The 23,876-nt window shown below is 65.8% G+C and carries 19 protein-coding genes and 1 pseudogene; 3 read left to right on the forward strand and 17 right to left on the reverse strand.

The annotated features are described in order from the left end of the window. Nucleotides 1–5: 5 nt before the first annotated feature. From Q9246_RS13830 to Q9246_RS13890, 13 genes are all read right to left on the reverse strand, one after another. Nucleotides 6–1,652, reverse strand: coding sequence for an AMP-binding protein (locus Q9246_RS13830; protein ID WP_306391151.1), 1,647 nt, complete (start codon nucleotides 1,650–1,652; stop codon nucleotides 6–8). Nucleotides 1,653–1,793: 141 nt separating this feature from the next. After that, complete coding sequence (locus Q9246_RS13835) at nucleotides 1,794–2,489, reverse strand: response regulator (RefSeq protein ID WP_306391152.1); 696 nt, start codon at nucleotides 2,487–2,489, stop codon at nucleotides 1,794–1,796. A 53-nt stretch (nucleotides 2,490–2,542) separates the two neighbouring features. Then, nucleotides 2,543–6,811, reverse strand: a complete 4,269-nt coding sequence (locus Q9246_RS13840; RefSeq protein ID WP_306391153.1) for a hybrid sensor histidine kinase/response regulator — start codon at nucleotides 6,809–6,811, stop codon at nucleotides 2,543–2,545. Continuing rightward, nucleotides 6,808–7,953, reverse strand: a complete 1,146-nt coding sequence (locus tag Q9246_RS13845; protein ID WP_306391154.1) for a patatin-like phospholipase family protein — start codon at nucleotides 7,951–7,953, stop codon at nucleotides 6,808–6,810. Before Q9246_RS13845 ends, Q9246_RS13840 begins: the two co-directional genes overlap by 4 nt. A 119-nt stretch (nucleotides 7,954–8,072) precedes the next feature. Continuing rightward, a complete protein-coding gene (gene ggt / locus Q9246_RS13850; protein WP_306391155.1) occupies nucleotides 8,073–9,908 on the reverse strand; it encodes a gamma-glutamyltransferase in 1,836 nt (611 codons plus the stop codon). Nucleotides 9,909–9,958: 50 nt separating this feature from the next. Then, complete coding sequence (locus tag Q9246_RS13855; protein WP_306391156.1) at nucleotides 9,959–10,717, reverse strand: 3-hydroxyacyl-CoA dehydrogenase; 759 nt, start codon at nucleotides 10,715–10,717, stop codon at nucleotides 9,959–9,961. A gap of 114 nt (nucleotides 10,718–10,831) precedes the next feature. Continuing rightward, nucleotides 10,832–11,347, reverse strand: coding sequence for a hypothetical protein (locus Q9246_RS13860; RefSeq protein ID WP_306391157.1), 516 nt, complete (start codon nucleotides 11,345–11,347; stop codon nucleotides 10,832–10,834). Between the two features lie 221 nt (nucleotides 11,348–11,568). Next, nucleotides 11,569–12,225 carry an adenylate kinase gene (gene adk / locus Q9246_RS13865; RefSeq protein WP_306391158.1) on the reverse strand — a complete coding sequence of 219 codons (657 nt, stop codon included), beginning with the start codon at nucleotides 12,223–12,225 and terminating at the stop codon, nucleotides 11,569–11,571. Between the two features lie 184 nt (nucleotides 12,226–12,409). Then, on the reverse strand, nucleotides 12,410–13,162 hold the full coding sequence (gene kdsB, locus Q9246_RS13870; protein ID WP_306391159.1) for a 3-deoxy-manno-octulosonate cytidylyltransferase: 753 nt from the start codon (nucleotides 13,160–13,162) through the stop codon (nucleotides 12,410–12,412). Nucleotides 13,163–13,165: 3 nt separating this feature from the next. Continuing rightward, nucleotides 13,166–13,336, reverse strand: coding sequence for a Trm112 family protein (locus Q9246_RS13875; protein WP_306391160.1), 171 nt, complete (start codon nucleotides 13,334–13,336; stop codon nucleotides 13,166–13,168). Continuing rightward, nucleotides 13,317–14,342, reverse strand: coding sequence for a tetraacyldisaccharide 4'-kinase (gene lpxK / locus Q9246_RS13880; protein WP_306391161.1), 1,026 nt, complete (start codon nucleotides 14,340–14,342; stop codon nucleotides 13,317–13,319). The genes Q9246_RS13875 and lpxK overlap by 20 nt, the downstream gene beginning before the upstream one ends. Nucleotides 14,343–14,377: 35 nt before the next feature. Continuing rightward, nucleotides 14,378–14,815, reverse strand: coding sequence for an ExbD/TolR family protein (locus Q9246_RS13885; protein ID WP_306398173.1), 438 nt, complete (start codon nucleotides 14,813–14,815; stop codon nucleotides 14,378–14,380). Continuing rightward, a complete protein-coding gene (locus Q9246_RS13890; RefSeq protein WP_306391162.1) occupies nucleotides 14,815–15,423 on the reverse strand; it encodes a MotA/TolQ/ExbB proton channel family protein in 609 nt (202 codons plus the stop codon). Before Q9246_RS13890 ends, Q9246_RS13885 begins: the two co-directional genes overlap by 1 nt. Nucleotides 15,424–16,469: 1,046 nt before the next feature. Here Q9246_RS13890 and xseA point away from each other — a divergent pair. Next, nucleotides 16,470–17,831: an exodeoxyribonuclease VII large subunit gene (xseA, locus tag Q9246_RS13895; protein WP_306391163.1), complete on the forward strand. Its 1,362-nt coding sequence runs from the start codon at nucleotides 16,470–16,472 to the stop codon at nucleotides 17,829–17,831. Between the two features lie 106 nt (nucleotides 17,832–17,937). Then, nucleotides 17,938–18,516: a superoxide dismutase gene (locus Q9246_RS13900; protein WP_306391164.1), complete on the forward strand. Its 579-nt coding sequence runs from the start codon at nucleotides 17,938–17,940 to the stop codon at nucleotides 18,514–18,516. Nucleotides 18,517–18,603: 87 nt separating this feature from the next. Here the strand turns inward: Q9246_RS13900 and Q9246_RS13905 are convergent, their stop codons facing one another. The 4 genes and pseudogenes from Q9246_RS13905 to Q9246_RS26535 form a co-directional block, all read right to left on the reverse strand. Further along, nucleotides 18,604–19,359, reverse strand: coding sequence for a hypothetical protein (locus Q9246_RS13905; protein ID WP_306391166.1), 756 nt, complete (start codon nucleotides 19,357–19,359; stop codon nucleotides 18,604–18,606). 90 nt (nucleotides 19,360–19,449) lie between these two features. Then, nucleotides 19,450–20,814 carry a phosphatidylserine decarboxylase family protein gene (locus Q9246_RS13910; RefSeq protein WP_306391167.1) on the reverse strand — a complete coding sequence of 455 codons (1,365 nt, stop codon included), beginning with the start codon at nucleotides 20,812–20,814 and terminating at the stop codon, nucleotides 19,450–19,452. Nucleotides 20,815–20,916: 102 nt separating this feature from the next. Continuing rightward, entirely contained in the window at nucleotides 20,917–22,263 is a 1,347-nt protein-coding gene (locus Q9246_RS13915; protein ID WP_306391168.1) for an RNA-guided endonuclease InsQ/TnpB family protein, read from the reverse strand. Continuing rightward, nucleotides 22,235–22,876: pseudogene (locus tag Q9246_RS26535) on the reverse strand (IS607 family transposase). The gene Q9246_RS13915 and the pseudogene Q9246_RS26535 overlap by 29 nt, the downstream one beginning before the upstream one ends. A 267-nt stretch (nucleotides 22,877–23,143) precedes the next feature. Here Q9246_RS26535 and Q9246_RS13925 point away from each other — a divergent pair. Then, nucleotides 23,144–23,830 (forward strand): response regulator, encoded by a 687-nt coding sequence (locus Q9246_RS13925; RefSeq protein ID WP_306391170.1) that lies wholly within the window; start codon nucleotides 23,144–23,146, stop codon nucleotides 23,828–23,830. Nucleotides 23,831–23,876: the final 46 nt, after the last annotated feature.

Below are 23,876 nucleotides of genomic sequence, written 5' to 3' on the forward strand. Positions count from 1 at the left end.
GCCCCTCAAACCGCTTTCGTGCGTAATTTAAACCGTTGCAGTTTACCGGTTTCGGTCCGCGGCAGCTGTTCCGTAAACAGAATCGCGCGCGGGTATTTATACGGCGCGATCTGGCGCTTCACGAACTCCTGCAACTGGTGCGCCAGGTCGTCGGTCCCGACATGGCCCGCGCGCAGCACCACGTGCGCCTCGACCACCTGCCCACGCACCGGGTCGGCCCGCCCCACCACCCCGCATTCGGCCACCGCCGGATGGTGCAGCAGCGCTTCTTCGACTTCGGCGCCGGCGATGTTGTAGCCGGACGAGATGATCATGTCGTCCAGCCGCGAGCGGTAATAGAAATAGCCGTCTTCGTCCATCTCGTAGGCGTCGCCGGTCAGGTTCCAGCCATCCTGCACATAGTCGCGCTGGCGCTCGTCGGCCAGGTAGCGGCAGCCGGTCGGGCCCTTCACGGCCAGCCGCCCGATCACGCCCGGTCCCAGGCGCCGGCCCAGGCCATCGACGATGCAGGCCTGGTAGCCCGGCACCGGCTTGCCGGTGGCTCCGGGACGGATGTCGTCGCCCGCGCTCGAGATGAAGATGTGCAGCAGTTCGGTCGCGCCGATCCCGTCGATCATGGCCAGCCCGGTCGCCGCCTGCCAGGCTTCGCGCGTCGCCACCGGCAAGGCCTCGCCGGCCGACACGCTGGCGCGCAGGCTCGACAGGTCGGCCTGGCCGGCCTGCGCCGCCATCTGCCGGTAGAAGGTCGGCGCCGTGAAGCACACGGTGGCGCGGTGTTCGGCGATCGCGGCGAGCAGCGTGTCGGGCGTGAGCTTCTCGATCAGCACCCCGCAAGCGCCCACCCGCAGCGGAAACAGCAGCAGGCCGCCCAGCCCGAACGTAAACGCCAGCGGCGGCGTGCCAATGAACACGTCATCCGCCCGCGAACGCAGGATCGAGCGCGGGAAGCAGTCGCAGATCGCCAGCAGGTCGCGGTGGAAGTGCATGGTCCCTTTCGGGATGCCCGTGGTGCCGGACGTGAAGCCGATCAGGCAGACGTCGTCCAGCGCCGTGTCGGCGGCGGCGAACGGCGCGTCGTGGCGCGCCATGCGCGGCTCCAGCGCGTTCGGCAGGTTCGACACATTTGGCGCAGGGTCGTCGAACACCAGCACCGGCACGCTCAAGCCGAGCGTCTCGATCTCGCCAACCAGGGCGCCGGCGCACAGCACAGCGTTGACCTGCGCCTTGTCGGCGATGGCGCCGAGTTCGCGTGCGCGCAGCAGCGGCATGGTGGGCACCGCGATGTAGCCGGCCTTGATCACGCCCAGGATGCAGGCCGCCATCGTCAAGCAGTTGGCGCCGCGCACCAGCACCCGGTTGCCGGTGACCAGGCCCAGGTCGTGGCGCAGCACGTGGGCGATGCGGTCGACCCGCGCCAGCAGTTCGGCATAGGTCAGCCGCTCGCGCGCGCCGATCAGCGCCGTGCGTCCACCCCAGCCGCGCGCGACGGCGCCGTCGAGCAGTTCGGCGACGCAGTTCAGACGTGGCGGGTAATGCAGTTCGGGCAGGTCGAACAGGAATTGCGGCCAGGCGTGCGCCGGCGGCAGGTTGGCGCGGGCGAAGCCGTCGGCGTGGCCGGATGGCGACAGCGGAGCGAAGGTGGCGTCGTTCATGAATGGTCCCGAGCGTTGATCAAGGCGTGGACAAGCGGGTGAAACGAGGCGACGACCCGATGATTCCTCAAGCGGCGATCCAGGGATACTTTAAATCTAAAGCAACCCAGCGGCAAGCGGATTCGCGGCCTCTCCTTGCGCTCAGCCGCATGCCGCGCGTTCGGCCTGGCGCGCGACCGCCGCGCTGGCGACGCCCAGTGCCGCCAGCACCTGGTCGGGCTCCGGACTGCGCGCCTCGGCCACGCGCGCCAGCGCCGTGGCGGCGGCGTACAGGCCGAGCGTCTTGCAGCCTTCGCGCAGGCGGTTCAGGCGCGCCTGCGCGCCTTCGTCGTTCGCCGGCGGCTCGCGCATCGCCACCTGCAGCTGGCGCGCCAGGCCGTCCAGGTAGAGCCGCAGGCGCGCATGGTCGATGCCGAGCCGGCGCGCCACTTCGTGCGGGGCCTCGTCCGGCGTCTCCTCGGCCGCGGGAGCAGCCGGGAACAGGCGCTCGAACTGGGCGCGCACGTCGTCCTGGCGGAACGGCTTGACGATGTAGCCGCTGGCGCCCAGCGCCGCCGCCTCGCCCTGGGTGACGGCGTCGGAGGCGGCCGAGACCAGCACGAAGGGCAGCGTCGCCATGCGCGCGTCGGCGCGCACCCGCTGCAGCAGCTCCAGGCCGGACAGGTGCGGCATGCGCAGGTCGCAGAATACGATGCCGGGCCGCAGGCCGGCTTCCAGCTGGCGCCAGGCGTCGGCGCCGTCCTCCGCTTCCAGGATCGCATGGCTGCCGCAGCTGTCGACCAGATGCATCAGCATCATGCGCGCCACGATGTCGTCGTCCACTACCAGCACCTTCATCAACTCTCCGCCAGATCGTTCAAACCTGCATTATATAAGCAGCCGTTACAGCATCAGTGTGACTGGAAGGCGTCCAGCAGCGCATGCAGGCGCGGCAGGCCGTCATGCAGGCGCGCATGGTCGCCGTCGTCGGCCGCCGCTTCCAGCTCGCCGCACAGGGCCGCGAGTTCCGGTTCGGCCAGGTGGCCGGCGCTGCCGCGCAGGCCGTGCAGGATGCGGCCGGCCGCATCCAGGTCGTTTGACGCGACCGCGGCCGCCAGCTCGCGGCGCCGGCGCGGCAGGTCGGCGCCGAAGGCGGCGCGCAGGCGCGCGGCCAGCGGTTCGCCGTTGGCCGCTGGGGCCGGGGTCGGCGCTGCCGGCGGCTCGGACTCGTCGAAGGTCACCTCGAACATCGCGTCTAGCGCCGCCATGGCCTGGGCGCGGCTGTCGGCGGCGCGCTGGTCGGCCGACTCCGGCGCCGGCATGGGCTCGAGCGCCAGGCCGCGCTGCAGCTGGCGCTCGATCGCGCGCGCCAGTTGCATGTGCAGCGTCGCCTCGTCGATCGGCTTGGTCAGGAAGGCATCCATGCCGCAGGCCAGGTAGCGCGAACGGTCCTCGTCGCTGGCGTTCGCGGTCAGCGCCACGATCATCACGTGCTGGTCGAGTACCGGCGTGTCCAGCGAGCCGCCGGCGCGGATCAGGCGGGTGGCGCTGGCGCCGTCCATCTCGGGCATGCGGCCATCCATCAGCACCAGGTCGTAGCGCTTGCGGGCGCAGGCGGCGACCGCTTCCACGCCGTTGTCGACGATGTCGATCTCGTGCCCCATCTCCTCGACCATCAGGCGCGCGATGATCTGGTTGGTCGGGAAGTCCTCGGCGCACAACACCCTGAGGCGGTGGCTGTGCGGCGCGCGCGGCGCCTGCTCGGCGTGGGCCGGCTCAACGCCGTCCGGCAGCGGCAGCAGCACGCTGAACACGCTGCCCTTGCTTTCCTCGCTGTTGACGCCGATCGTGCCGCCCATCAGCTCCACCAGCTGGCGGCAGATCGCCAGTCCCAGGCCGGTGCCGCCGTAGCGGCGCGTGGTGGTGCTGTCGGCCTGCTCGAACTTCTGGAACAGGCGCGGCAGCGCCGCGGCCGGGATGCCGATGCCGGTGTCGCGCACCGTGAAGCGGATCATGTGCATGCCTGGCGGCCGGTCCTGGTCGTCAGGCCGGCATTCCACCTGCACCGTCACGCTGCCCGATTTGGTGAACTTGAAGGCATTGCCGATCAGGTTGACCAGCACCTGGCGCACGCGGGTCGGGTCGCCCACCAGGTAGCGCGGCACGTCGTCGGCCACGTCCACCCTGAACTCCAGGCTGTGGCCGGCCGCCTGCTGCTGGAACAGGCTGGCCACGTTGCGCATATTGGCGTGCAGGTCGAAGTCGATCCGCTCGACGGTCAGCTTGCCGGCCTCGATCTTCGAGAAGTCGAGCAGGTCGTTGATGATCGCCAGCAGCGCCTCGGCATTGGCCTGGCCGCGCAGGATCTGTTCGCGCGTATTGTCCTTGAGCGCCAGGTCGCGCAGCGCGAAGCCGAGCATGCCGATCACGCCGGCCAGCGGGGTGCGCATCTCGTGGCTCATATTGGCCAGGAATTCCGATTTCTGGCGCGTCGCGTCCTCGGCGCGCTCCTTCGCCTGGCGCAGGAATTCCTCGTTCTCCTGCAGCGCGCGGTAGGCGCGCGCCAGCTCGTTGCTCTGGTGGCGTCCGCGCCGCTCCTGCTCGCGCAATTCCTGGGTCTGGAGTTCGAGCATGCGGTTCTGCTGCTCCACCTGCTCGGTGCGCGCACTGACCTGGCGCTCCAGCCGCTCTTTCTGGCGCCGCAGGCCGGCAAAGCGCATGCGCAGGCCGACATAAACCGCGCCGCAGGCCGCCAGGATCATGCCGATCCTGGCCCAGGGCGTGCCCCACGGCGGCGGCTCGATGGTCAGCGCCAGCGCCGCCACGTCCTCGCTCCAAACCTCGTCCTTGTTGGCGGCGCGCACCCGGAACACGTAGGTGCCGGGATCGAGGTTGGTATAGGTGGCGAAGCGCTGCTCGGCGCCGGCATTCACCCAGCCCTGGTCGAAGCCGTCCAGGCGGTAGGCGAACTTGTTGCGCTCGGGCGCGGCAAAGTGCAGCGCCGCGAATTCGAGCGTGATCACGGCGGCGTCGGCCGGCAGGGTCACGGCGCTGGCGTTCTCGATCGGTCCCGGCAGCAGGCCGGGGAACACCTGGTCCAGCGGCCGGTTATAGACCTGCAGCCCGGTGATCACGGGACGCGGCGCGATGCGGTTGTCGCGGATCGCGCGCGGATCGAAGGCGGTGATGCCGTTGAAGCCGCCGAAGTACAGGGTGCCGTCGCTCGTCCTGAGGACCGCGGCGTCGAAGAAGGCGCCCTCGGTGATGCCGTCGGCCGCCGTGTAGCTGCGCCACCTGCCGCTGGCCGGGTCGAAGCTCGAGATGCCGCTCGCGGTGCTGGCCCAGATGCGGCCATCCTGGTCTTCCACGATCGCCGCCACCGCATCGTCCACCAGGCCGTCGCGCGTGGTGTAGCGGGTGAAGGCCAGCGCGCCGTCGGGGCCGGTCACCATGCGATTCAGGCCAACGGCGGTGCCGATCCAGATGTCGCCGCGGCTGTCTTCCATCAGGTGGTGTACCTCGTCGTGGCTGATGCTGTTGGGGTCATAGGGATCGTGGCGGAAGTGGCGGAAGCGGCCGCTGGCGCGGTCCAGCAGGTCGAGGCCGGCGAAGGTGCCGACCCAGAAGCGGCCGTGGCGGTCTTCCAGCATCGGCCGCGCGATGTCGTCCGACAGGCTGGTGAACCTGGCCGGGTCGTGGCGGTAGCTGATCACGTCATGCGTTCGCGGGTCGAGCCGGTGCATGCCGCCGCGGGTCGTGATCCAGATGCCGCCTTCGCGGTCGACCAGCATCGCGCGCACATTGTTGGCGTCGGCGTCGCCCGGCAGCGTCATGCGCCGGAAGCGGCGCGCCTGCGGATCGAAAGAAGTGATGCCGGAGCGGCTGCCGATCCACAGCAGGCCGGCATGGTCGCGCACGATGGCGGCCGCCGGCACGTCGACCAGGCTGTTGGGGTCGTCCTTCCGGTGGCGGAATACCTCGGCCTTGCCGCTCGAGGGATCGTAAAGGTGCAAGGCGGTGGCCGAGCCCACCCATAGCCGCTCGCCGTCCTGCAGCAGCGCGCGCACCTTGTTGTCGGCCAGCGAGTCGCTCGCGCCGGGCCGCGCGTTCAGGCGCGCGAAGCCGCCGCTGCCCAGGTCCACGCGCGACACCCCGCCATACCAGGTGCCGGCCCAGAAGGTGCCGACCCGGTCGCGGTACAGGGCCGAGACGTAGTTGTCCACCAGGCTGTGGCGGTCGGTGACGACATTGCGGAAGGCGTCGAAGCGCTCGCGGTCGGCGCGCCAGCGCAGCAGCCCGTCCTCGTGCTTGCCGGCCCACACCGTGCCGTCGGCATCCTGGTACAGGGTGGTGATCCAGGCCGCGCCGATGCCCTCCCCCGGCCCGAAGCCGCGCACGCTGCCCGCATCCAGCCCGCGCAGCGCGCGCCGTTCCAGCCCGCCAAAACGGCCGATCCACAGGCGCTGCTCGCTGTCGACCAGCAGCGCATGCACCGGCCGCGCGCGCGAATCCAGGTGCGTCGGATGGTGTTCGACGGTCTTGCGGTCCGGGGCCAGGCTGTCGAGTCCGGCCGCGGTCCCGATCCACAGCCGGCCGTCGGCGTCCAGCGCCAGCGCCTGGATGCCGTCGTCGCGCAGGGTCCGCACGTCATTCGGCACGTGGTGCCAGACCGTGAACCTGCCGGTCTCGGTATCGAAGTGCTGCAGGCCGTCGGCGGTGCCGATCCACAGGCCATCGCCGCCGTCGCCGACCATGGCCCGGATCTGGCGGTTGCCGGTGCCGCGCCGCGCCGGCTCGTGCGGGACGTACAGGGTGAAGCTGCGGGTGGCGGGGTCGTAGCGATTCAGGCCGCCGTCGGTGCCCAGCCACATGCGGCCATGCCGGTCCAGGTGCAGCACCCGCACCCAGTTGCTGGCCAGGCTGCGCGGATTGCCGATCTCGCTGCGGTAGTTCACGAAACGGTAGCCGTCATAGCGCGCCAGGCCGGACTGGGTGCCGAACCACATGAAGCCGTCGCGGTCCTGGACCATCGCCAGGATCGATTCCTGCGGCAGGCCCTGTTGCACCGACAGGTGCTCGAAGCGCAGGGTCGGCTCGGGCGCGGCCGCGTGCAGGGGCAACGCCTGCGGCAGCGCCAGGACCAGCACCAGCAGCGACAGGAAGAGGCGCAGCATGTTCATGGGGCGAAGAATTCCAGCACGTCGGCGCGCCGCGCCAGGGTGTCGTGTTCGCCCAACCGGATCAGTTCGCGCGTATAGCTGGCCTCGAACAGCAGGTAGGACGCCAGCGCCGCGCCGCGCGTCTCGAGCGCGCCCAGCGCCCCGAGCAGCGTGCGCACCGGCGCCGGCAGGCTGGCCGTGTGGCGGGCGGCGATGTCGTCCAGCGGCTCGGAGGGGGCGATGGTGAGCAGGTCCACCTGGCGTAGCGGCATGGTGGCGCGCACCTCGAGGGGAATGCGCGCCAGCGTATGGTTCACCCGCTGCAGGCGCTCGACGTCGGCCGCCAGGCTGTCGAGGAAGATCGAGGACAGCGCATGGCCGGCCACCTGCGCCAGGCTCGGATAACCTGCCTGGGCCGGCTCGAGCGAAGCCGGCTCGCCCATGCGGCCGGCGCCGACCACCAGCACCCGGGTGGCGCCCAGGTGGATGGCGGGCGCGATCGGCGCCGCCTGGCGCATCGAGCCGTCGCCGCAGAATTCGCGATGGCCGGCCAGGTACAGCGGCACGGCCGGGAACACGAAGGGGATGGCGCTCGAGGCCAGCAGGTGCTCGACCCCGATCTGGGTGGGCAGCGCCATGCGCTGGTGGCGCACCCAGGGTTCGACGCGGGCCGCGCTCTGGTAGAAGGTCAGGTGGTGGCCGCTGCTGTACGAGGACGCGGTGATGGCCAGCGCGTGCAGGCGGCCGCTCTCCAGGTTGGCGTCCAGGCGCGGCAGGTCGAGCGCGCGGTGCAGCAGGCCGGCCAGCGGCGTGTTGTCGAGCAGCGAACGGGGCGGCGCGGCATGCCATTTGCGCAGCAGCCAGCCGAACGACAGCAGCGACAGCCAGCGCGCGCCGGAGCGCAGCACGGCCAGCGAATCGGCGCGGTAGACGGCGTGCGTGACCACGTTTTCCCACACCGCCAGCAGGCCGCGCACGCCGCCGGCGAAGTTGTCGGCGCGGCAGGCCAGCGCGGTCGCGTTCAGGGCGCCGGCCGAAGTGCCGCAGATGATGTCGAACGGCGAATACGCGGCCGGCCGCCCGGCATCCTGCAGGATGCGCGAGATCGCATGCAGGACCCCGGCCTGGTAGGCGGCGCGCGCTCCTCCCCCCGTCAGGATCAATCCGGTTTTCTGTTCGCTATCCACGGCGACAGGGTAGCAAACTCTGCTTGTCTTGAGGCAAATAAGGGACAGGGAAAGCCATAAATTGTCGCGATCTGTCGCTTCCCTGCCCCACCCCTTCAGTCGCCTTTGGCGATACCCTCGCGGCGCGGGTCGGCGCCGCCGAACCACATCGGCACGCCGTGCACGCGGATGCGCTCGATGCCGTGCAGGCCCGAGGTCTGGTCGCTCACCCGGATCGCATGGCCGCGCGCGCGCAGCACGTCCTGCGTGGCTTGCGGGAAGCGTCCGCGTTCGAGCTCGGTCGGGCCGTTGCGGCTGCCGAAATTGGGCAGCGCGATCGCCTGTTGCACGTTCAGGCCCCAGTCGAGGGTCCCGACCAGCACCTTGGCCACATAATTGATGATGGCCGGGCCGCCGGGAGAACCGACGGTCAGCACCAGCCGGCCACTCTCGCGCTCGAACACGATGGTCGGCGACATGGCGCTGCGCGGCCGTTTATTCGCCTCGACCCGGTTGGCCACCGGGCCGTCGGCATCACGCGCGCTGAACGAAAAATCGGTCAGCTGGTTGTTGAGGATGAAGCCGTCGACCATCTGGCGCGAACCGAAGGCGTCCTCGATGGTGGTCGTCATCGCCAGGCCGCGGCCGTCGGCGTCGACCACCGACAGGTGCGAGGTGGACGGCGTCTCGATCGCATTGTCCGTGCCCCAGGCGACGTCCATGCCCGGCGGCGTGCCGGCCTTCGCCTCGCCCATCGAATTGGCGCCGACCAGGGCCGCGCGCGCCTTCAGGTAGCCCTTGTCGACCAGGCTCGGGATGCCGCGGCCCGGCAGCGGCACGAAATCGGTGTCGGCAGCGTAGCGGTTGCGGTCGGCGTAGGCCAGGCGCCCCACTTCGGAGAACAGGTGCACGGCCTGCGCGCCCGGCACGCCGTCTTTAGGCGCCAGCGCCTTCATGTCGAAGGTCTCGAACATGCCCAGCATCTGCGCCACCGCGATCCCGCCCGACGACGGCGGCGGCATGCCGCATACGGTGTACTGCCGGTAGTCGGTGCATACCGGCGTGCGCACCTTGGGCCGGTAGCCGGCGATGTCCTGCGCCGTCAACAGGCCGGGATTGGTCGGATGGCGCGCGACCTTCTCCGCGATATTGCGCGCGATGCGGCCGGTGTAGAACACGTTGGCGCCGCCCTCGGCGATCTCGCGCAAGGTCCTGGCCAGCGCCGGGTTCTTCAGGACATGGCCGACCGGCCAGGCCTGGCCCTTGCTGTCGTAGAAGTAGGCCAGCGCCACCGGGTCCTTGCGCAGGTGGGTCTCGCCCGACAGCATCTTGTGCATGCGCGGGCTGACCGCGAAGCCCTGTTCCGACAGACGGATCGCCGGCTCGAACAGGGTTTTCCAGGGCAGCTTTCCGTGCTGGCGGTGGGCCAGTTCGAGCATGCGCAGCACGCCCGGCGCGCCGACCGAGCGGCCGCCGACCACGCCCTCGGTGCGCGACAGCGGCGTGCCGTCCTTGTGTTCGAACAGGTGCTCGTCGGCTTTACCCGGCGCGGTCTCGCGGCCGTCGAAGGCCTGCGTCTGCTTGCCGTCGTAATGGACCATGAAGGCGCCGCCGCCGATGCCCGACGATTGCGGCTCGACCAGCGTCAGCACCATCTGGGTCGCGATCGCGGCGTCGATCGCGCTGCCGCCGCGGCGCAGGATCTGGTAGCCGGCATCGACCGCCAGTGGATTGGCGGCGGCGACCATGTATTTCTGGGCCGGCCAGCCGGTCTTTTCCTGGAAACCGCTGGCCGCTTCCGGCGCGGCCTGCAAGGAATCCTGCGCGCCGGCAGGAAAATTGAAAGCGCCGGCCAGGGCCAGGCCGAGTGCAAAGGTGCTGAACTGTTTCAAGTGGATCTCCCAAAAGCCAACGGGCGCGCCGCCGCATGACAGCGGCGACGCGCCCGACATCGCAACATGCTACCGCATGTCGCGCGAGCTTGCTTTCAGGACAATAGCTCTTACTTCGGCTGCATGCGGATCGCGCCGTCCAGGCGGATCGTCTCGCCGTTGAGCATCACGTTCTCGATGATGGCCTTGGCCAGGTGGGCATACTCCTTCGGCAGGCCGAGGCGCGGCGGGAACGGCACCATCTTGCCCAGCGAATCGCGCACTTCCTGCGGCATGTTCATCAGCATCGGGGTCTCGAAGATGCCCGGCGCGATCGTCATCACGCGGATGCCGTTGCGGGCCAGGTCGCGCGCCATCGGCAGGGTCATGCCGGCCACGGCCGCTTTCGACGAGCCGTAGGCAGCCTGCCCCATCTGGCCGTCGAAGGCCGCGACCGAGGCGGTGTTGATGATGACGCCGCGCTCGCCGTATTCGGCTTCTTCCGTCTTGCTCATGGCCTCGGCCGCCAGGCGCGCCATATTGAAGGTGCCGACCAGGTTGATGTTGACGGCGCGCTGGAACACGTCCAGCGGATGCGGACCGTCCTTGCCGACGGTCTTGACGGCCGGCGCCACGCCGGCGCAGTTGACCAGGCCGCGCAGGTTGCCCAGGGCGACGGCGGTCTCGATCACGGCCTTGCCGTCCGCTTCCTGGGTGACGTCGCATTTGACGAACTGGCCACCGATTTCGGCCGCCAGTGCCTTGCCGGCTTCTTCCTGGACGTCGGCGATCACGACTTTCGCGCCGCCCTCCGCCAGCATGCGCGCGCTGGCCGCGCCCAGGCCCGAGGCGCCGCCGGTGACGATGAAGACGTTGTTCTGGATTTGCATGGTGTGTCCCTTATAAAAGTTCTGTGTGCCGCATGTCTAACGTTTACGTTTACGTAAACGTCAGCGCCAACCGACATTGTAGCGAACTTTTAAGCCGAACAACCATGCCTCAGGTCAGAAGCACTGCATCGAATTGCCGGTGCGGTTGCACAGGCGGCCTTCGCTGTTGACGCTGGCGTTACCGACCTGGCCGGCGGTGGTGGCGCCGCTGGTGTCGGTGCAGGTGGCGCCGACGCAGCCGGCGACCGGACGCGACGTCGGGCCGACCGGAGCCGGAGCCACCGCAGGTGCGGGCGGCGGCGTGATGCGCGCCGTTGGCTGGACCGTCGCATCCTGCTGCGGACGCGGAACCGGGCTCGGTTGGGGACGCACGTTCTGCGGCTGTGGATGGGTGGCCGGGTCGATGTCCTTCAGGCGCGACGGTTCCTGGCGCCCGGTGGCTTTTTCTTCCTGCGTCATGGGACGCATGTCGATGGTCGGGGCCGGCGTGGAGGTCTGCTGGCCGTCCAGCGACGGCCGATAGGTCGCGCCGGAAGCTGGCTGGCCCTGGGCGGCGCCGGTGGTCTGGGCGCCGGCGCCGATGGCAGTGGCTGCGAGCAGGACGGCAAGGATGGCTTTCGACGTGTTCATGGTAGACCTCTCTCCGTATTTATATGATCGGTGAACCTATTATCGTCTTGATAACCCGCGCACGGCGCACTCGAAACAATTGCTCACATAATCATCTGCCAGCACATGTGTAAACGCGTCGTTCCCGCGGAGGCGGGAACCCAAGTCATACGCGTATTGGTAACGCTGCAAACTTGGGTTCCCGCCTGCGCGGGAACGACGGGGCTACTGAGTGTAGCGGTTTACTCGGACAGCGCCGCGAACGCGTTGTCGCGCACCTGCTCGACCGGACCGACGCCCGAGATCTTGCGGTATTTCGGGGCGCCGGGCAAGCCCGATTCGGCCCACTTGCCGTAGTAACCCAGCAGCACTTCGGTCTGGTTGTGATACACCTCCAGGCGCTTCGACACGGTCTCGGCCTTGTCGTCGTCGCGCTGGACCAGCGCTTCGCCAGTGACGTCGTCGACGTCGGCAACCTTCGGCGGGTTGAACTTGACGTGGTAGACGCGGCCCGAAGCCGGGTGCGAGCGGCGGCCGGTCATGCGTTCGAGGATCATTTCGTCAGGAACGTCGATTTCGAGCACGTAGTCGATGGTGACGCCGCTGTCCTTCATCGCCTCGGCCTGGGCGATGGTGCGCGGGAAGCCGTCGAACAGGTAGCCGTTGGCGCAATCCGCATCCTTCAGGCGCTCCTTGACCAGGCCGATGATGATGTCGTCCGACACCAGTTGGCCGGCATCCATCACCTTTTTCGCAGCCAGGCCCAGTTCGGTGCCCGCCTTGATCGCGGCGCGCAGCATGTCGCCGGTCGAGATTTGTGGGATGTTGAACTTTTCCTTGATGAAGTTTGCCTGGGTGCCCTTACCGGCGCCGGGTGCTCCTAACAGAATGAGACGCATGAGTTTCCTGAGATTCTAGAAAATAATGAAAGTTTTGGGGAATGTACAAATATTGATTGATGCTGCCAGGACTTCCTTGACACGGAAGTTACCACAAAAGTTGGCTTATAAGCCAGTTTTGGGGCCCTGCGATAGGGAATATTGATCCATCGCAGATAGCCCCACCACTACTCTGTGGTTCGCATCAAGACGTGTAATGCAGGCGTACCCGCGCCAGGTCGTCTGGCGTGTCGACGCCGCCTGGCGGCGCCTCTTGTGTGACATGGACGGCGATCGGATAGCCGTGCCACAGCACGCGCAACTGTTCCAGCGCCTCGATCCCTTCGAGCGGCGAGACCTCCAGCTTCGGATACGCCTGCAGGAAGGCATTGCTGTAGGCGTAGAGGCCGACATGGCGCAGCGGCGCATAACCGAGCGGCAGCGAGTCCTGGGTCGCGGCGAAGGCGTCGCGGTGCCACGGGATCGTGGCGCGCGAGAAATACAGCGCGCGGCCCGCCTTGTCGAGCACCACCTTGACGATGTTCGGGTTGAACACCTCGGCGGCGTCGAGGATCGGATGGGCGCAGGTGGCCATCGGCGTACTGGCGTCGATGCGGGCGGCGCAGGCGGCCAGCAGGGCCGGGTCGATCAGGGGCTCGTCGCCCTGCAGGTTGACCACGACTTCATCCTCGCCCAGGCCCAGCACTTGCGCCACTTCGGCGATGCGGTCGGTGCCCGACGGGTGGTCGGCGCGGGTCAGCACGGCGCTCACGCCATGCGCGGCGCAGGCGGTGGCGATGTCTTCATGGTCGGTGGCGACGATGATGCGCGTGGCGCCCGAGAGGCGCGCGCGCTCGGCGACGCGCACCACCATCGGCTTGCCGCCCAGGTCGGCCAGCGGCTTGTTCGGCAGGCGGGTCGACGCCAGGCGCGCCGGGATGATGACGGTAAAGCCCATCGCTCAGGCGGGCTCGATCTTGCGCGCCTGGTCGGCCCACATGATCGGGATGTCGTCGCGGATCGGATAGGCCAGGCGGTCGGCGCGGCACGTCAGTTCCTGCGCCTTTTTGTCGAGTTCAAGCGGTCCCTTGCACAGCGGGCAGACCAGGATATCAAGCAAGCGAGCGTCCACGACATTTCTCCACGATTTGTTCGGCCAGTGCAGGGTCGAGCTGCGCCGTGACCGGCACGACCCACAGCCGTGGATCGTTCTTCAGATGATCAATTTGCCGACATTTTACTGCATCCTTCTCGGTGATCAGGATGACATCGGCATCGACCTTGCCGAACGGGTCGTCCAGGAAGTCGTGGTGGTCGGGCAAGGGCAGCTCTTCCACCGCCAATCCGGCCGCGCGCAGCATGGCGAAGAAGCGGCCCGGGTTGCCGATGCCGGCGGCGGCCACGATGCGCTTGTCGCGCAACTGCGCCAGCGGCAGGCGCCTGCCGCCCTGCAGCGGCTCGGCAACTTCCCCGGCCAGGTGCATGCGCCAGGGCTGGCCGCCGACCGCGCGCGCCAGCGCCGGCGTGAGTTCGGGTGCATTGACGACGGTAAAATCGCGGCGGCGCGACGGCGGCTCGCGCAGCGGGCCCGCCGGCAGCAGCCAGCCATTGCCGACGCCGCGGCCGTCGAACAGCACGATCTCGACGTCGCGCTCCAGCGCATAGTGCTGCAGGCCGTCGTCGGCGATCAGCACGTCGACGTCCGGATGCGCCTGCAGCAGCGCCCTGCCCGCCTCGACACGGCGGCGGCCGACCACCACCGGGCAGCCAGTGCGGGTCGCGATCAGCAGGGGCTCATCGCCCACCTGGCGCGGATCGGCATCCAGGCTGACGGCGCGCGGCGCACCTTCGGCGCCGCCATGGCCGCGCGAGATCACGCCGGGACGCAGGCCGGCCGCGCGCAGGCTGTCGGCCAGCCAGATCGTCAGCGGCGTCTTGCCGGTGCCGCCAATGAAAATATTGCCGACCACGATGACCGGCACCGGCAGGCGTTCGGACCGTATCAGGCCGCTCTGGAAAAGCAGCCGACGCAGGCCGGCGAGCAGGCGAAACAGCAGCGCCACCGGCAGCAGCAGGATGGCGAGCGGCCCGCGCCGGAGCCAGGCGCGGGTCAGGGTCGATTCGAGGTGGGAAGCCATGCGGAGGAAAACGGGGGCACGTGTGCCCCCGGGGATTATTTGGCGGCGCCGGTCTGGGCCGCGAAGGTCAGCTTGTCGTAGCCGGCCACGCGCGCCGCTTCCAGCACATTGATCACCATCTGGTGCATCGCGAACTGATCGGCATTGACGATCACCACCGGGCTGGCCACGACCTGGCCGTCCGGCGTGCGGGCGGCGTTCTTCATGTCCTGGGCCAGGCCGGCCACGCTGTGGAAAGCCACCGGCGTGTTGTTGACCGTGTAGTTGCCCTTGGCGTCGATGGTGACGTTGATCTCGAACGGCTTCTCGGCCTGCTTCTCGGCCTCGGCGGTCGGCAGGGTGATCTGCAGCTCGGTGAACTTGCTATAGGTGGTCGTGACCATCACGAAGATCAGGATCACCAGCAGCACGTCGATGAACGGGATCAGGTTGATCTCCGGTTCCTCGCGCTTGCGGCCGCGGCGAAAGTCCATCATTTGCGGGCACCGTGGACGACGTCGACCAGCTTCACCGCCTGCAGTTCCATGTCGACCACATAGGTATCGACCAGGTTGCGGAAGTGGCGGTAGAACACCAGGGCCGGCATGGCGATCGCGATGCCGAAGCCGGTGTTGTACAGGGCGACCGAGATGCCGTGCGCCAGCTGGGCCGGGTTATTGCCGCCGGTCGGCGTCGCGGCGCCGAAGATCTCGATCATGCCGACAATCGTGCCGAACAGGCCCATCAGCGGCGCCAGCGAGGCGATCGTGCCGAGCGTGGTGAGGAAGCGTTCCAGGTTCTGGGCCACGCCGCGGCCGGTCTCCTCGATCGACTCCTTCATCACGTCGCGCGGTGCGTCGACGTTGCGCAGCGCGGCTGCCAGCACGGTGCCGAGCGGCGAGTTGTGTTCCAGCTTGTCCACGACGTCCGGGGTGACCTTGCCGCTGCGGTAGACGCGGATGACTTCATCGAGCAGGTTGCGGGGCAGGATCTTCTCGCGGCGCAGGGTGATCAGGCGTTCGACGATGAGGGCGACGGCGACGATCGACGCGACCAGCAGGAACCAGATGGGCCAGCCTGCGGCTTGGAAAATGGCGAGCAAGAGATACTCCTGAGAGGAAAAAGATCAATTCGGCAATGTAGCAAGTTGGCAGCGAAGCGGCAAGTAGAGTTCTTCACAACTTCTGTGGATAAAATTGTGCGCAATGGGGGCGGTCTTGGTGAAGCACCTTGATTTGTAAGGGCTTTCTGCGCCTGCGCAAGAAAATGGCAGTCTCATGACTTGGCTCAAACGCGCGTTCGCCGCGTGTGTTGCCCACCGACACGATGTAGTTGCGAACAAATTCTGTGGACAAAATTGTGCGCAAGGGTAGGCGGGCTCTGCCAAGCCACTGATTTCATTCGGTTTAATCGCCGAGCTCAAATTGCGGGCAGAAAAACGCGGCTGTACTTCCCATCCTGACGTCCCCGGTTTCGCACATTTTTTGTGGACAAAAGTGTGAGCAAGGCGGTTCATATGACACTAAGCCTTTGATTTACCTCAATTAAATCCACCTGCTCAAAATATTGGCATGAGGCATTTTTTGCCAATAAATGCTGCCTTGGGAACCTTTTCTGCCCTGTTTGTTCGGCCTGGCATATCGTTGTTCACACAATATTCGTCATGTGCACAATTTTTGTGGATAAGAGTGTGAGAAAGGTCGAACATTACACCCTAAGCCCTTGATTTCATTAGTTCCAGCTGATACTGCCACAAAAATAGGCATGGCCTGGCATAGCGTTTCCGGCCAGGCCAACGGCTTGCTGGGGTCCCGAATGGGCGTTAGCGCTGGTCGAAAGGTTTGCACAGATTCTGTGGACAACTTTGTGATCAAGCGACCGGCTAGCGGTTTAAGTCATTGATTCGTAACAATTCTACTTAGCCTGCCCAAACGCTACGCATCCCCCGTCCAAATGCACGAGTTCCCCACAGTTTTTGTGGATAAATCCCGCTCAAACGACATTGCCCCATCCATAAGCCATTGATTAAAAAAGGATTTCAATAGATTGCATTGAAAAGCAGCAACTTTAGCGCACGGCGTAGGAAAACACTTGTGCTTTGCCAATAGATGGATAATCATCCCTGTCCCCGTTTTTTGCCCACATACCATGCAACCATCGAACGACGTCGACCCAGCCTACGCCGCCCCCGCCGTGCTGAGCGTGACCGCCCTGAACCAGCAGGTGGCGCGCCTGCTGGAACGCTCGTTCCCGCTGGTGTGGATCAGCGGCGAGATCTCCAACTTCACGCGCGCCGCGTCGGGCCACTGGTATTTCACCTTGAAGGACGATGCGGCCCAGGTGCGCGCCGTGATGTTCCGCAGCCGCGCGCAGTCGGCCGGCTTTACCCCGCGCGAAGGCGACAAGGTCGAGGTGCGCGCGCTGGTGACGCTGTATGGCGCACGCGGCGACTACCAGATCAATGTCGAGGCGATCCGCCGCGCCGGTGTCGGACAGCTGTATGAAGCCTTCCTGCGCCTGAAGGACAAGCTGGCGGCGCAGGGCCTGTTCGATGCCGACCGCAAGCGCCCGCTGCCGCTGTTCGCGCGCAGCATCGGCATCGTCACCAGCCCGCAGGCGGCCGCCCTGCGCGACGTGCTGACCGCGCTGCGCCGGCGCGCGCCCCATGTGCGGATCGTGCTCTACCCGGCCCCGGTCCAGGGCCAGTTCGCAGCCGACAAGATTGCCGAAGCCATCATGACGGCCTCGCGCCGCGGCGAGGTCGATGTGCTGCTGGTCTGCCGCGGCGGCGGCTCGATCGAAGACCTGTGGAGCTTCAACGAGGAATGCGTGGCGCGCGCGATCGACGCCTGCGCGATTCCCGTGATCTCGGGCGTCGGCCACGAAACCGACGTCACCATCGCCGACTTCGCCGCCGACGTGCGCGCCGCCACGCCGACCGCGGCCGCCGAACTGGCCGCCACGCCGCGCGCCGACTGGCTCGCCTCGCTCGAAGGCGACGCCCGCGACCTGCAACGCGCCATGGAACGTCGCCTGCACGACGCGGCGCAGGGCCTGGACAAGCTGAGCAGCCGGCTATTGAATCCCACGGCCCAGATCGGCCACCAGCGCCTGAAACTGCTGTCCATGGCCACCGCCATGAGCCATGCGGTCAAGCTGCCGGTGGGCCGCCACGGCCTGCTGCTGGCCCAGCTGCAGCAGCGCATGTCGCGCCACCGCCCCGACATGCGCGCCCTGCGCGCGCAACTGCTGTCCGACGGACGCCACCTGAACGCCAGCCTGTGCAACCGCATCAAGCAACAGCGCGATGCGCTGGCCGGCCTAGCGGCCCAGCTCGAATTGCTGAACCCGCAGCGCACGTTGGAACGCGGCTATGCCATCGTGCGCGACGGCAAAGGCCAGATCGTGCGCGACCCGGCCCAGATCCATGCCCGCGACACGCTGACGGTACGCCTGGCGGGCGGCAGCGCCGAGGTCGGCGTGGCCCAGGTGCAAAGCGTCCTCGAGTGAACGGGAAGGGTTGCTGTCGTTGATAGCCTGCAACGTTGGCGCAGACCGCGTAGAATAACGGCGCTATCAGAACAGCAACCTTTCCCAACCACTAAGGAACGCACACATGGAACACACCCTGCCGCCACTGCCGTATGCCAAGGACGCCCTGCAACCGCACATCTCGGCCGAGACGCTGGAGTATCACCACGGTAAGCACCACCAGACCTATGTGACCAACCTGAACAACATGATCAAGGGCACCGAGTTCGAGAACCTGGAGCTGGAAGAGATCGTCAAGAAGTCGTCGGGCGGCGTGTTCAACAACTCGGCCCAGATCTGGAACCACACCTTCTTCTGGAACTGCCTGAGCCCGAACGGCGGCGGCGCGCCGACCGGCAAGGCACTGGACGCGATCAACGCCAAATGGGGTTCGTTCGACAAGTTCAAGGAAGAGTTCAACAAATCGGCACTGGGCAACTTCGGCTCGGGCTGGACCTGGCTGGTGCAGAAGGCCGACGGCAGCGTCGACATCGTCAACACGACCGGCGCCGGCACCCCGCTGACCACCGCCGACGTGCCGCTGCTGACCGCCGACGTCTGGGAACACGCCTACTACATCGACTACCGCAACGCGCGCGCCAAGTTCCTGGAAGCGTTCTGGAATGTCGCCAACTGGGAATTCGTGAACAAGAATTTCGTCTGAATGCGCTGACGGTCGCGCCGACAACGGCGTGACGCGTCGACGACCAGGGCCCGCTCGCGCGGGCCTTGTCATTTCATCGGCCGCCGCTCAATCTCCGCCACAGCCGCCGCAACCGCCACCTCCCCCACCGCCGCCATCGGCGCAACCGTTGCCACCACCGCCATCGGCAATGACGACGCCGCCATCGCCCGTTTGCGAAGCGGCCGGCGACCCCGCTTCGTATTTCTTCATGAGCGCCAGGTAAGCCATTTCACTGACCAGCCCCGCGCCGAACAGGGCCGGCAGCGCCAGGTCGGGATGCACGCTGGCCGGCCCCGCCTTGCGTCCCGCCGCATCGAGGCGCCGGTAGACGATGTCGCCATGCTCGATCCAGTAGCCGTGGCCGTTCGGCATGCGCAAGCCGGCATCCAGGCCGAACAGCGCCGGCAGTCCGGGCCCCTGGGCCGGCCGCCCTTCCAGCGCGCGGCAGCCGACCAGCGTCTGCGCCAGGGCCGTACGATCGAGCGCGGATTGCGGCAGGTGCACGATCGGCATGCCGAAGTGGCGGCGGCAAAAGCGCGCCAGGTCGTCCGCGTCCCATGCCGACCAGGCATGCCAGACCGAATCGGCAGCCAGCGACGGCAATGCACAGGGCTGGCCGCGGCGCGCGGAAACGTCGAAGAAGTCCACCAAGCCCGCGAGTGCCCGATGGAAGAACAGGCGGCCTGTCGGCATGCCCGGAAACTCTTGCGGCCCGTTGCGCTGCCAGGCCGCGCGCAGCGCCGGCGAGATGTGTTCCAGCCGTTCACGGTGAGGTGAACAGCGCAGCGCGCGCCGTACGCGCAGCTCATCGATCCAGTCCATATGCACCCATGGCGTTGGTTGACATGATTGCATGATGCCCGCGCATGGCGCCGTCGTCTACAGCCGCATGGCGTAGCTCACCGCCCTATCCTATTTCCGGTTGTACCAGACGCCGATCTGCGAACCGATCAGCGTGACGTTGCCGCCCGTGCTGGCGCTGCCGCTGGGCAGGACCGGGCACTGCGGATACGGTACGCCGTCGGCATTCACGAAGATCAGTTCCTTGCCGGGCAGCTTTTCGTAGAGGATGGCGAAGGACGAGCCGCCGTAATTGAACATCCCCATTTCCTGGCCCTTGCGCACCCGCGCGCCGCGCCGCATCGCGGGGTCGAACACGACACTGGACACCTCGCTCATGCCGAGCGGGATGCAGCACACGTGCCCGAAATCCTCGGTCTTGATGACGATCACGCCGCGCGCATTGACCTGCGCCAGGTAAGGCAGCGAGGCCGTGGTGGCGCCGCCGAAGTCCGGCAAGACCAGCTTGTTGAAGAAGCAGCCGGGAATGGTGAACGGGTCGAACAGCACTTCGCCATTGACCGGCACCCACCAGCGGTGGAAGTTATACGGATTCAGGTAGGTCTGGAAGATATAGCCGCCTTCGAACAGGTCGACCAACGGATATTCGTCCACCAGCGCCTGTTGCTGCGGCACCGGCGAATTCAGGATATCGGTCAGCGAATAATTCATGTCCTTGAACCAGAATGCATCCTTGCGCGCGATATTCGCATCCCAGCGAAATAGCGAGCCGTCGTTCGGGCAAATGACGGTCTGGTTGGATGCCGGATCGGCGATCGGCCGCGCCTGTTCCGGATGCTTGAAGGTGCGGGTAAAGAAGGAGTTCCAGCTTTTCCAGTAAGGCAGGGTTTCGGAATCCTTTTTCCATAATGGGAACTGGTATTGTTCCTTGGCCGCCGGCGACAGCCACTGCTCGCCGTCGACCCGGAAACCGACGTTCGAGGCCGGGGTGTCGAGGAAGGCGTTCCAATCGCACAGGATGTTCGACATCAGCACATTGAAGGTGGGCAGGCGGAACAGGGTCGTGCCGCTCTGGGTCGGGTCGATGCCCACCACGAAGGCGGAGAACGGCAGGCCGACCAGTTCGTCGTTGATGAAACTCGGCGCGTGGGTCAGGATGGTATTGAAGCCGTGCAGCAGCGTATCGACGTCCTTGATGCGCGGGATCGGCACGCCTTTCGCTTCCGGCGAGTGCGCATCGATGATGTTCAGGTTTTCGGCGCAGGCGTTATTGACCAGGAAGCGCACCACTTCGTTTTCCTGGATATACGTGCTCAGCGCCTGCACCGAGGGCGCCAGCGGCTTGCGTTCGGCGCCCAGCACGCGCTCGAAATAGGTTTGCATGCCCGGGCTGCCATAGCGCGGCAGCCAGCCGCTTTGCAGATTGCTCGGATACGGATTGATTTCGAATTGCGTGTAACGCGGTGCAGTCGTCATGGCATATCCTTGGACAGAAAATAAGGGAATCATCGAAAACAACGATCACCTTTTTAACTGCCGCCCACCCGACCTCGTTTGATATTGATCAGCTACCTGCTATCAAAGACGTGAGCAAATGTGCTCAGCGTCCTCTTCCTGCCCTGAGCCGTCCTGCTGACCGTACTCATACCTGACAGGCGTGACTTTCCCGCCTCCCGCCAACAGTATGTTGGCGGCAGTGCCTGACGTTACCGTCAGACTCGCCACGGGTAGCGCCGTTATCGCCACGAGGGCGTCGGTGGCGAGCCGTTCCAGGTTGATCGCCGCGTTCACATCACGATCATGGCGCGCGCCGCACTGGCAGCTCCATTCGCGCTCACCTAATTTCAACGCAGCGTAATGTGCACCACATGCCGAGCACAATTTGCTCGATGGGTACCAGCGATCAGCCACTACCAGCAAGGTACGATAACGCTGCGCCTTGTACTGAAGCTGGCGCCGTATCTCGTCAAATCCGACGTCCGCAATCGCGCGCGCCAGCCGGTGATTGGCCAGCATTCCGCGCATATTCAGATCCTCGATCGCCACCGCTTGGTTTTCGCGGCACAATCGCGTCGTCAGTTTGTGGGTGAAATCGGCACGGACATGCGCGATCCGCGCATGCGTTCGTGCCAGGGCCCGCGCGCTCTTTTTGCGATTGCAGGATACCGGCAAGCGCGCGCCTTTGGGTATTGCACCAACGATGCCAGCAGCCTTCTTTTCGGCCTTCAGTTTACGCGTATGGCGTCGAGAGCGGATGCGCAGCCGCCGCTTCGACTTTCGTAATGGCCGAGGTGCCGAGATCTTTTCCCCGCTGGATAGGACCGCTGCGGCGCTTATGCCAAGATCGACGCCGATCACACCATCGCCACTGCGCTGCAGAATGCTCTCCTGCTCTGGCAGATCGATTTGCACCGCAAGATACCAGTGGTCCGCTTCACGTAATACGTACGCTCCCATGATTTTGCCAGTCAACCGCAGGGACTCGACCAGCGCCACCTTGCCGATTTTTGGCAGCACAGCATACTTGCCCTCCAGTCGAACCTTGTCATTGGCGATATAAAAGCTATCCCTGCATCTGCCTTTCTTCTTGAACACTGGCGGGAAGGCACGCTCTCCAGCTTGTCGCTGCTTGAAGTAGTGGCTCAATGCGCGCTCCAAATGCATGAACGGCTGTGAATGCGCGTCTCGGTGAATTGTTTTTAGCCACGGATTGCCTTGCTCATCAAGCCAGTCCGGATGGACATACTTGATCGCGTTGAACGCCTTTTTCAGCGCCTTCGCCTGTGGCCGCTGCCCTAACTCCACTTGCCTGTGCCACTCAGCCAGGGCCCAGTTCCAGACCTTGCGTGCTGTTCCCGCCGCACGTGCGAAGTAATCGCTCTGCTCGGGCGTGGCTTCAAGCCGGATTCGGTGCGCCAACATCATGCTCTGTGTCCTTGTTGAGTGCAGCGTTGAGCTGTTTGCGGTAGTTTCGCAGCCCGTACAAGCGGCTAGAGAAACAGTGCATGATGGTCACCATGTCTTGCACCATCTCCTGTTCCGGGGATAGCCGTTCCTGGTTCAACACGAGCAGCTCACCGCCGTGCTTTTGCGCAAGATGCTCGAACCACTCATAGCCAAAACGTGTCAGCCGATCCCGGTGCGCCAGGATGAGCATCCGCACCTCGCGTCGGGCGATCGCATCGGTCAGATCTAGCAAGCCACGCCGCTTGAAGTTCAATCCGCCGCAATCTCTTCAACAAATTCGACATTCGCCAAACCGCGCGCCGAGCAAAATTCCTCTAGAACCCTGCGCTGGTTGCGCAAATCAGGTTTTTACGCGGTACTCGATACTCTGCAGTAGTCGACGATTCGTTGCGCCGCAGGGCGTGACTGCAATCCAATATGTTCTGAAATTTGCGCTTCAACTATAAAGGCGCAGACCGGTCGGGATACGCGCGAGCGGAGAGAAAGTGCCGCAGCGGTCCCAGCGTTGCAATGGCTTGGGCGTCACCCCAAGGCGACGTGCTGCAGCTCCCGTCTTGAACGTTGTTTCCATGGTGTCTCTCCATACACACCTACGTATGCTCAGACACGAGAACTGGGACTAGAGTTCCGCTCCCCAAACATCCTGGATGAATAATATCGACACTGGACAATGTCATATTTCAGCCTACACTTGATATGCCTGCCACAGCCGTGATCTTCCCGACAAGCCGCAAGCCCGCCTATTTGTCGTCAAACTGTAATTAACTGTCTTCTATGTCAGGAGGATGTGTTAATTGGACACTTGGTCTTATACAATGGCAGACCAAGGAGAAAATGTATGTACCGAGTGATGTTGGTGGAAGACGATGCGCGCCTGGCCGAGCTCGTCACCGAATACCTGTCCGGCTATGAATTCGCGGTCGAACTGGTCACGCGCGGCGATGCCGCCGTCGAGCGCTTCAAGGAATTGACGCCCGACGTCGTGATCCTCGACCTGATGCTGCCGGGCCTGGACGGCATGGTCGTCTGCCGCCAGATTCGCGACCAGTCCGACGTCCCCATCCTCATCCTCACCGCGCGCGAAGATTCCTACGATGAAGTCTCGGGCCTCGAGCAAGGCGCCGACGATTTCGTCAACAAGCCGGTGCAGCCGCGTGTCCTGCTGGCGCGCCTGCGCGCGCTGCTGCGCCGCACCCAGGCCAAGTCGGGCGTCGATTCGCGCGTGCTGCAGTTCGGGGCGCTGCGCATCGTGACGTCCGACCGCAGTGTGGTCTGGCGCGGCCAGCCCTGCGTGCTGTCGAACACCGAATACAAGCTGCTGCTGGTGCTGGCCGAGGCGGCCGGCCGCGTACTGTCGCGCGACGCCCTGCTCAAGAAGATGCGCGGCATCGAGTTCGACGGCCTGGACCGCAGCATCGACAACTGCATCTCCAAGCTGCGCCGCAAGTTCGACGATGCCGAGTCCGAAAAAATCAAGACCGTGTGGGGCGAAGGCTATCTGTTCTCGCCTTCGGCCTGGAATTGAAGGCTTGTCCATGAAACCTGCTGCTTGCAGGTTTTTTTGCGCCGCT

It is taken from the genome of Telluria beijingensis (genome assembly GCF_030770395.1).
GTDB classification, from domain to species: domain Bacteria; phylum Pseudomonadota; class Gammaproteobacteria; order Burkholderiales; family Burkholderiaceae_D; genus Telluria; species Telluria beijingensis.

Excerpts from the sequence above, each read along its gene's own strand:
- Q9246_RS13830 (WP_306391151.1), bottom strand. The coding sequence starts at position 1,652 with ATGAACGACGCCACCTTCGCTCCGCTGTCGCCATCCGGCCACGCCGAC.
- Q9246_RS13835 (WP_306391152.1), bottom strand. The coding sequence starts at position 2,489 with ATGAAGGTGCTGGTAGTGGACGACGACATCGTGGCGCGCATGATGCTG.
- Q9246_RS13840 (WP_306391153.1), bottom strand. The coding sequence starts at position 6,811 with ATGAACATGCTGCGCCTCTTCCTGTCGCTGCTGGTGCTGGTCCTGGCG.
- ggt (WP_306391155.1), bottom strand. The coding sequence starts at position 9,908 with ATGTCGGGCGCGTCGCCGCTGTCATGCGGCGGCGCGCCCGTTGGCTTT.
- Q9246_RS13855 (WP_306391156.1), bottom strand. The coding sequence starts at position 10,717 with ATGCAAATCCAGAACAACGTCTTCATCGTCACCGGCGGCGCCTCGGGC.
- Q9246_RS13860 (WP_306391157.1), bottom strand. The coding sequence starts at position 11,347 with ATGAACACGTCGAAAGCCATCCTTGCCGTCCTGCTCGCAGCCACTGCC.
- adk (WP_306391158.1), bottom strand. The coding sequence starts at position 12,225 with ATGCGTCTCATTCTGTTAGGAGCACCCGGCGCCGGTAAGGGCACCCAG.
- kdsB (WP_306391159.1), bottom strand. The coding sequence starts at position 13,162 with ATGGGCTTTACCGTCATCATCCCGGCGCGCCTGGCGTCGACCCGCCTG.
- lpxK (WP_306391161.1), bottom strand. The coding sequence starts at position 14,342 with ATGGCTTCCCACCTCGAATCGACCCTGACCCGCGCCTGGCTCCGGCGC.
- Q9246_RS13885 (WP_306398173.1), bottom strand. The coding sequence starts at position 14,815 with ATGGACTTTCGCCGCGGCCGCAAGCGCGAGGAACCGGAGATCAACCTG.
- xseA (WP_306391163.1), top strand. The coding sequence starts at position 16,470 with ATGCAACCATCGAACGACGTCGACCCAGCCTACGCCGCCCCCGCCGTG.
- Q9246_RS13900 (WP_306391164.1), top strand. The coding sequence starts at position 17,938 with ATGGAACACACCCTGCCGCCACTGCCGTATGCCAAGGACGCCCTGCAA.
- Q9246_RS13905 (WP_306391166.1), bottom strand. The coding sequence starts at position 19,359 with ATGGACTGGATCGATGAGCTGCGCGTACGGCGCGCGCTGCGCTGTTCA.
- Q9246_RS13910 (WP_306391167.1), bottom strand. The coding sequence starts at position 20,814 with ATGACGACTGCACCGCGTTACACGCAATTCGAAATCAATCCGTATCCG.
- Q9246_RS13915 (WP_306391168.1), bottom strand. The coding sequence starts at position 22,263 with ATGATGTTGGCGCACCGAATCCGGCTTGAAGCCACGCCCGAGCAGAGC.
- Q9246_RS13925 (WP_306391170.1), top strand. The coding sequence starts at position 23,144 with ATGTACCGAGTGATGTTGGTGGAAGACGATGCGCGCCTGGCCGAGCTC.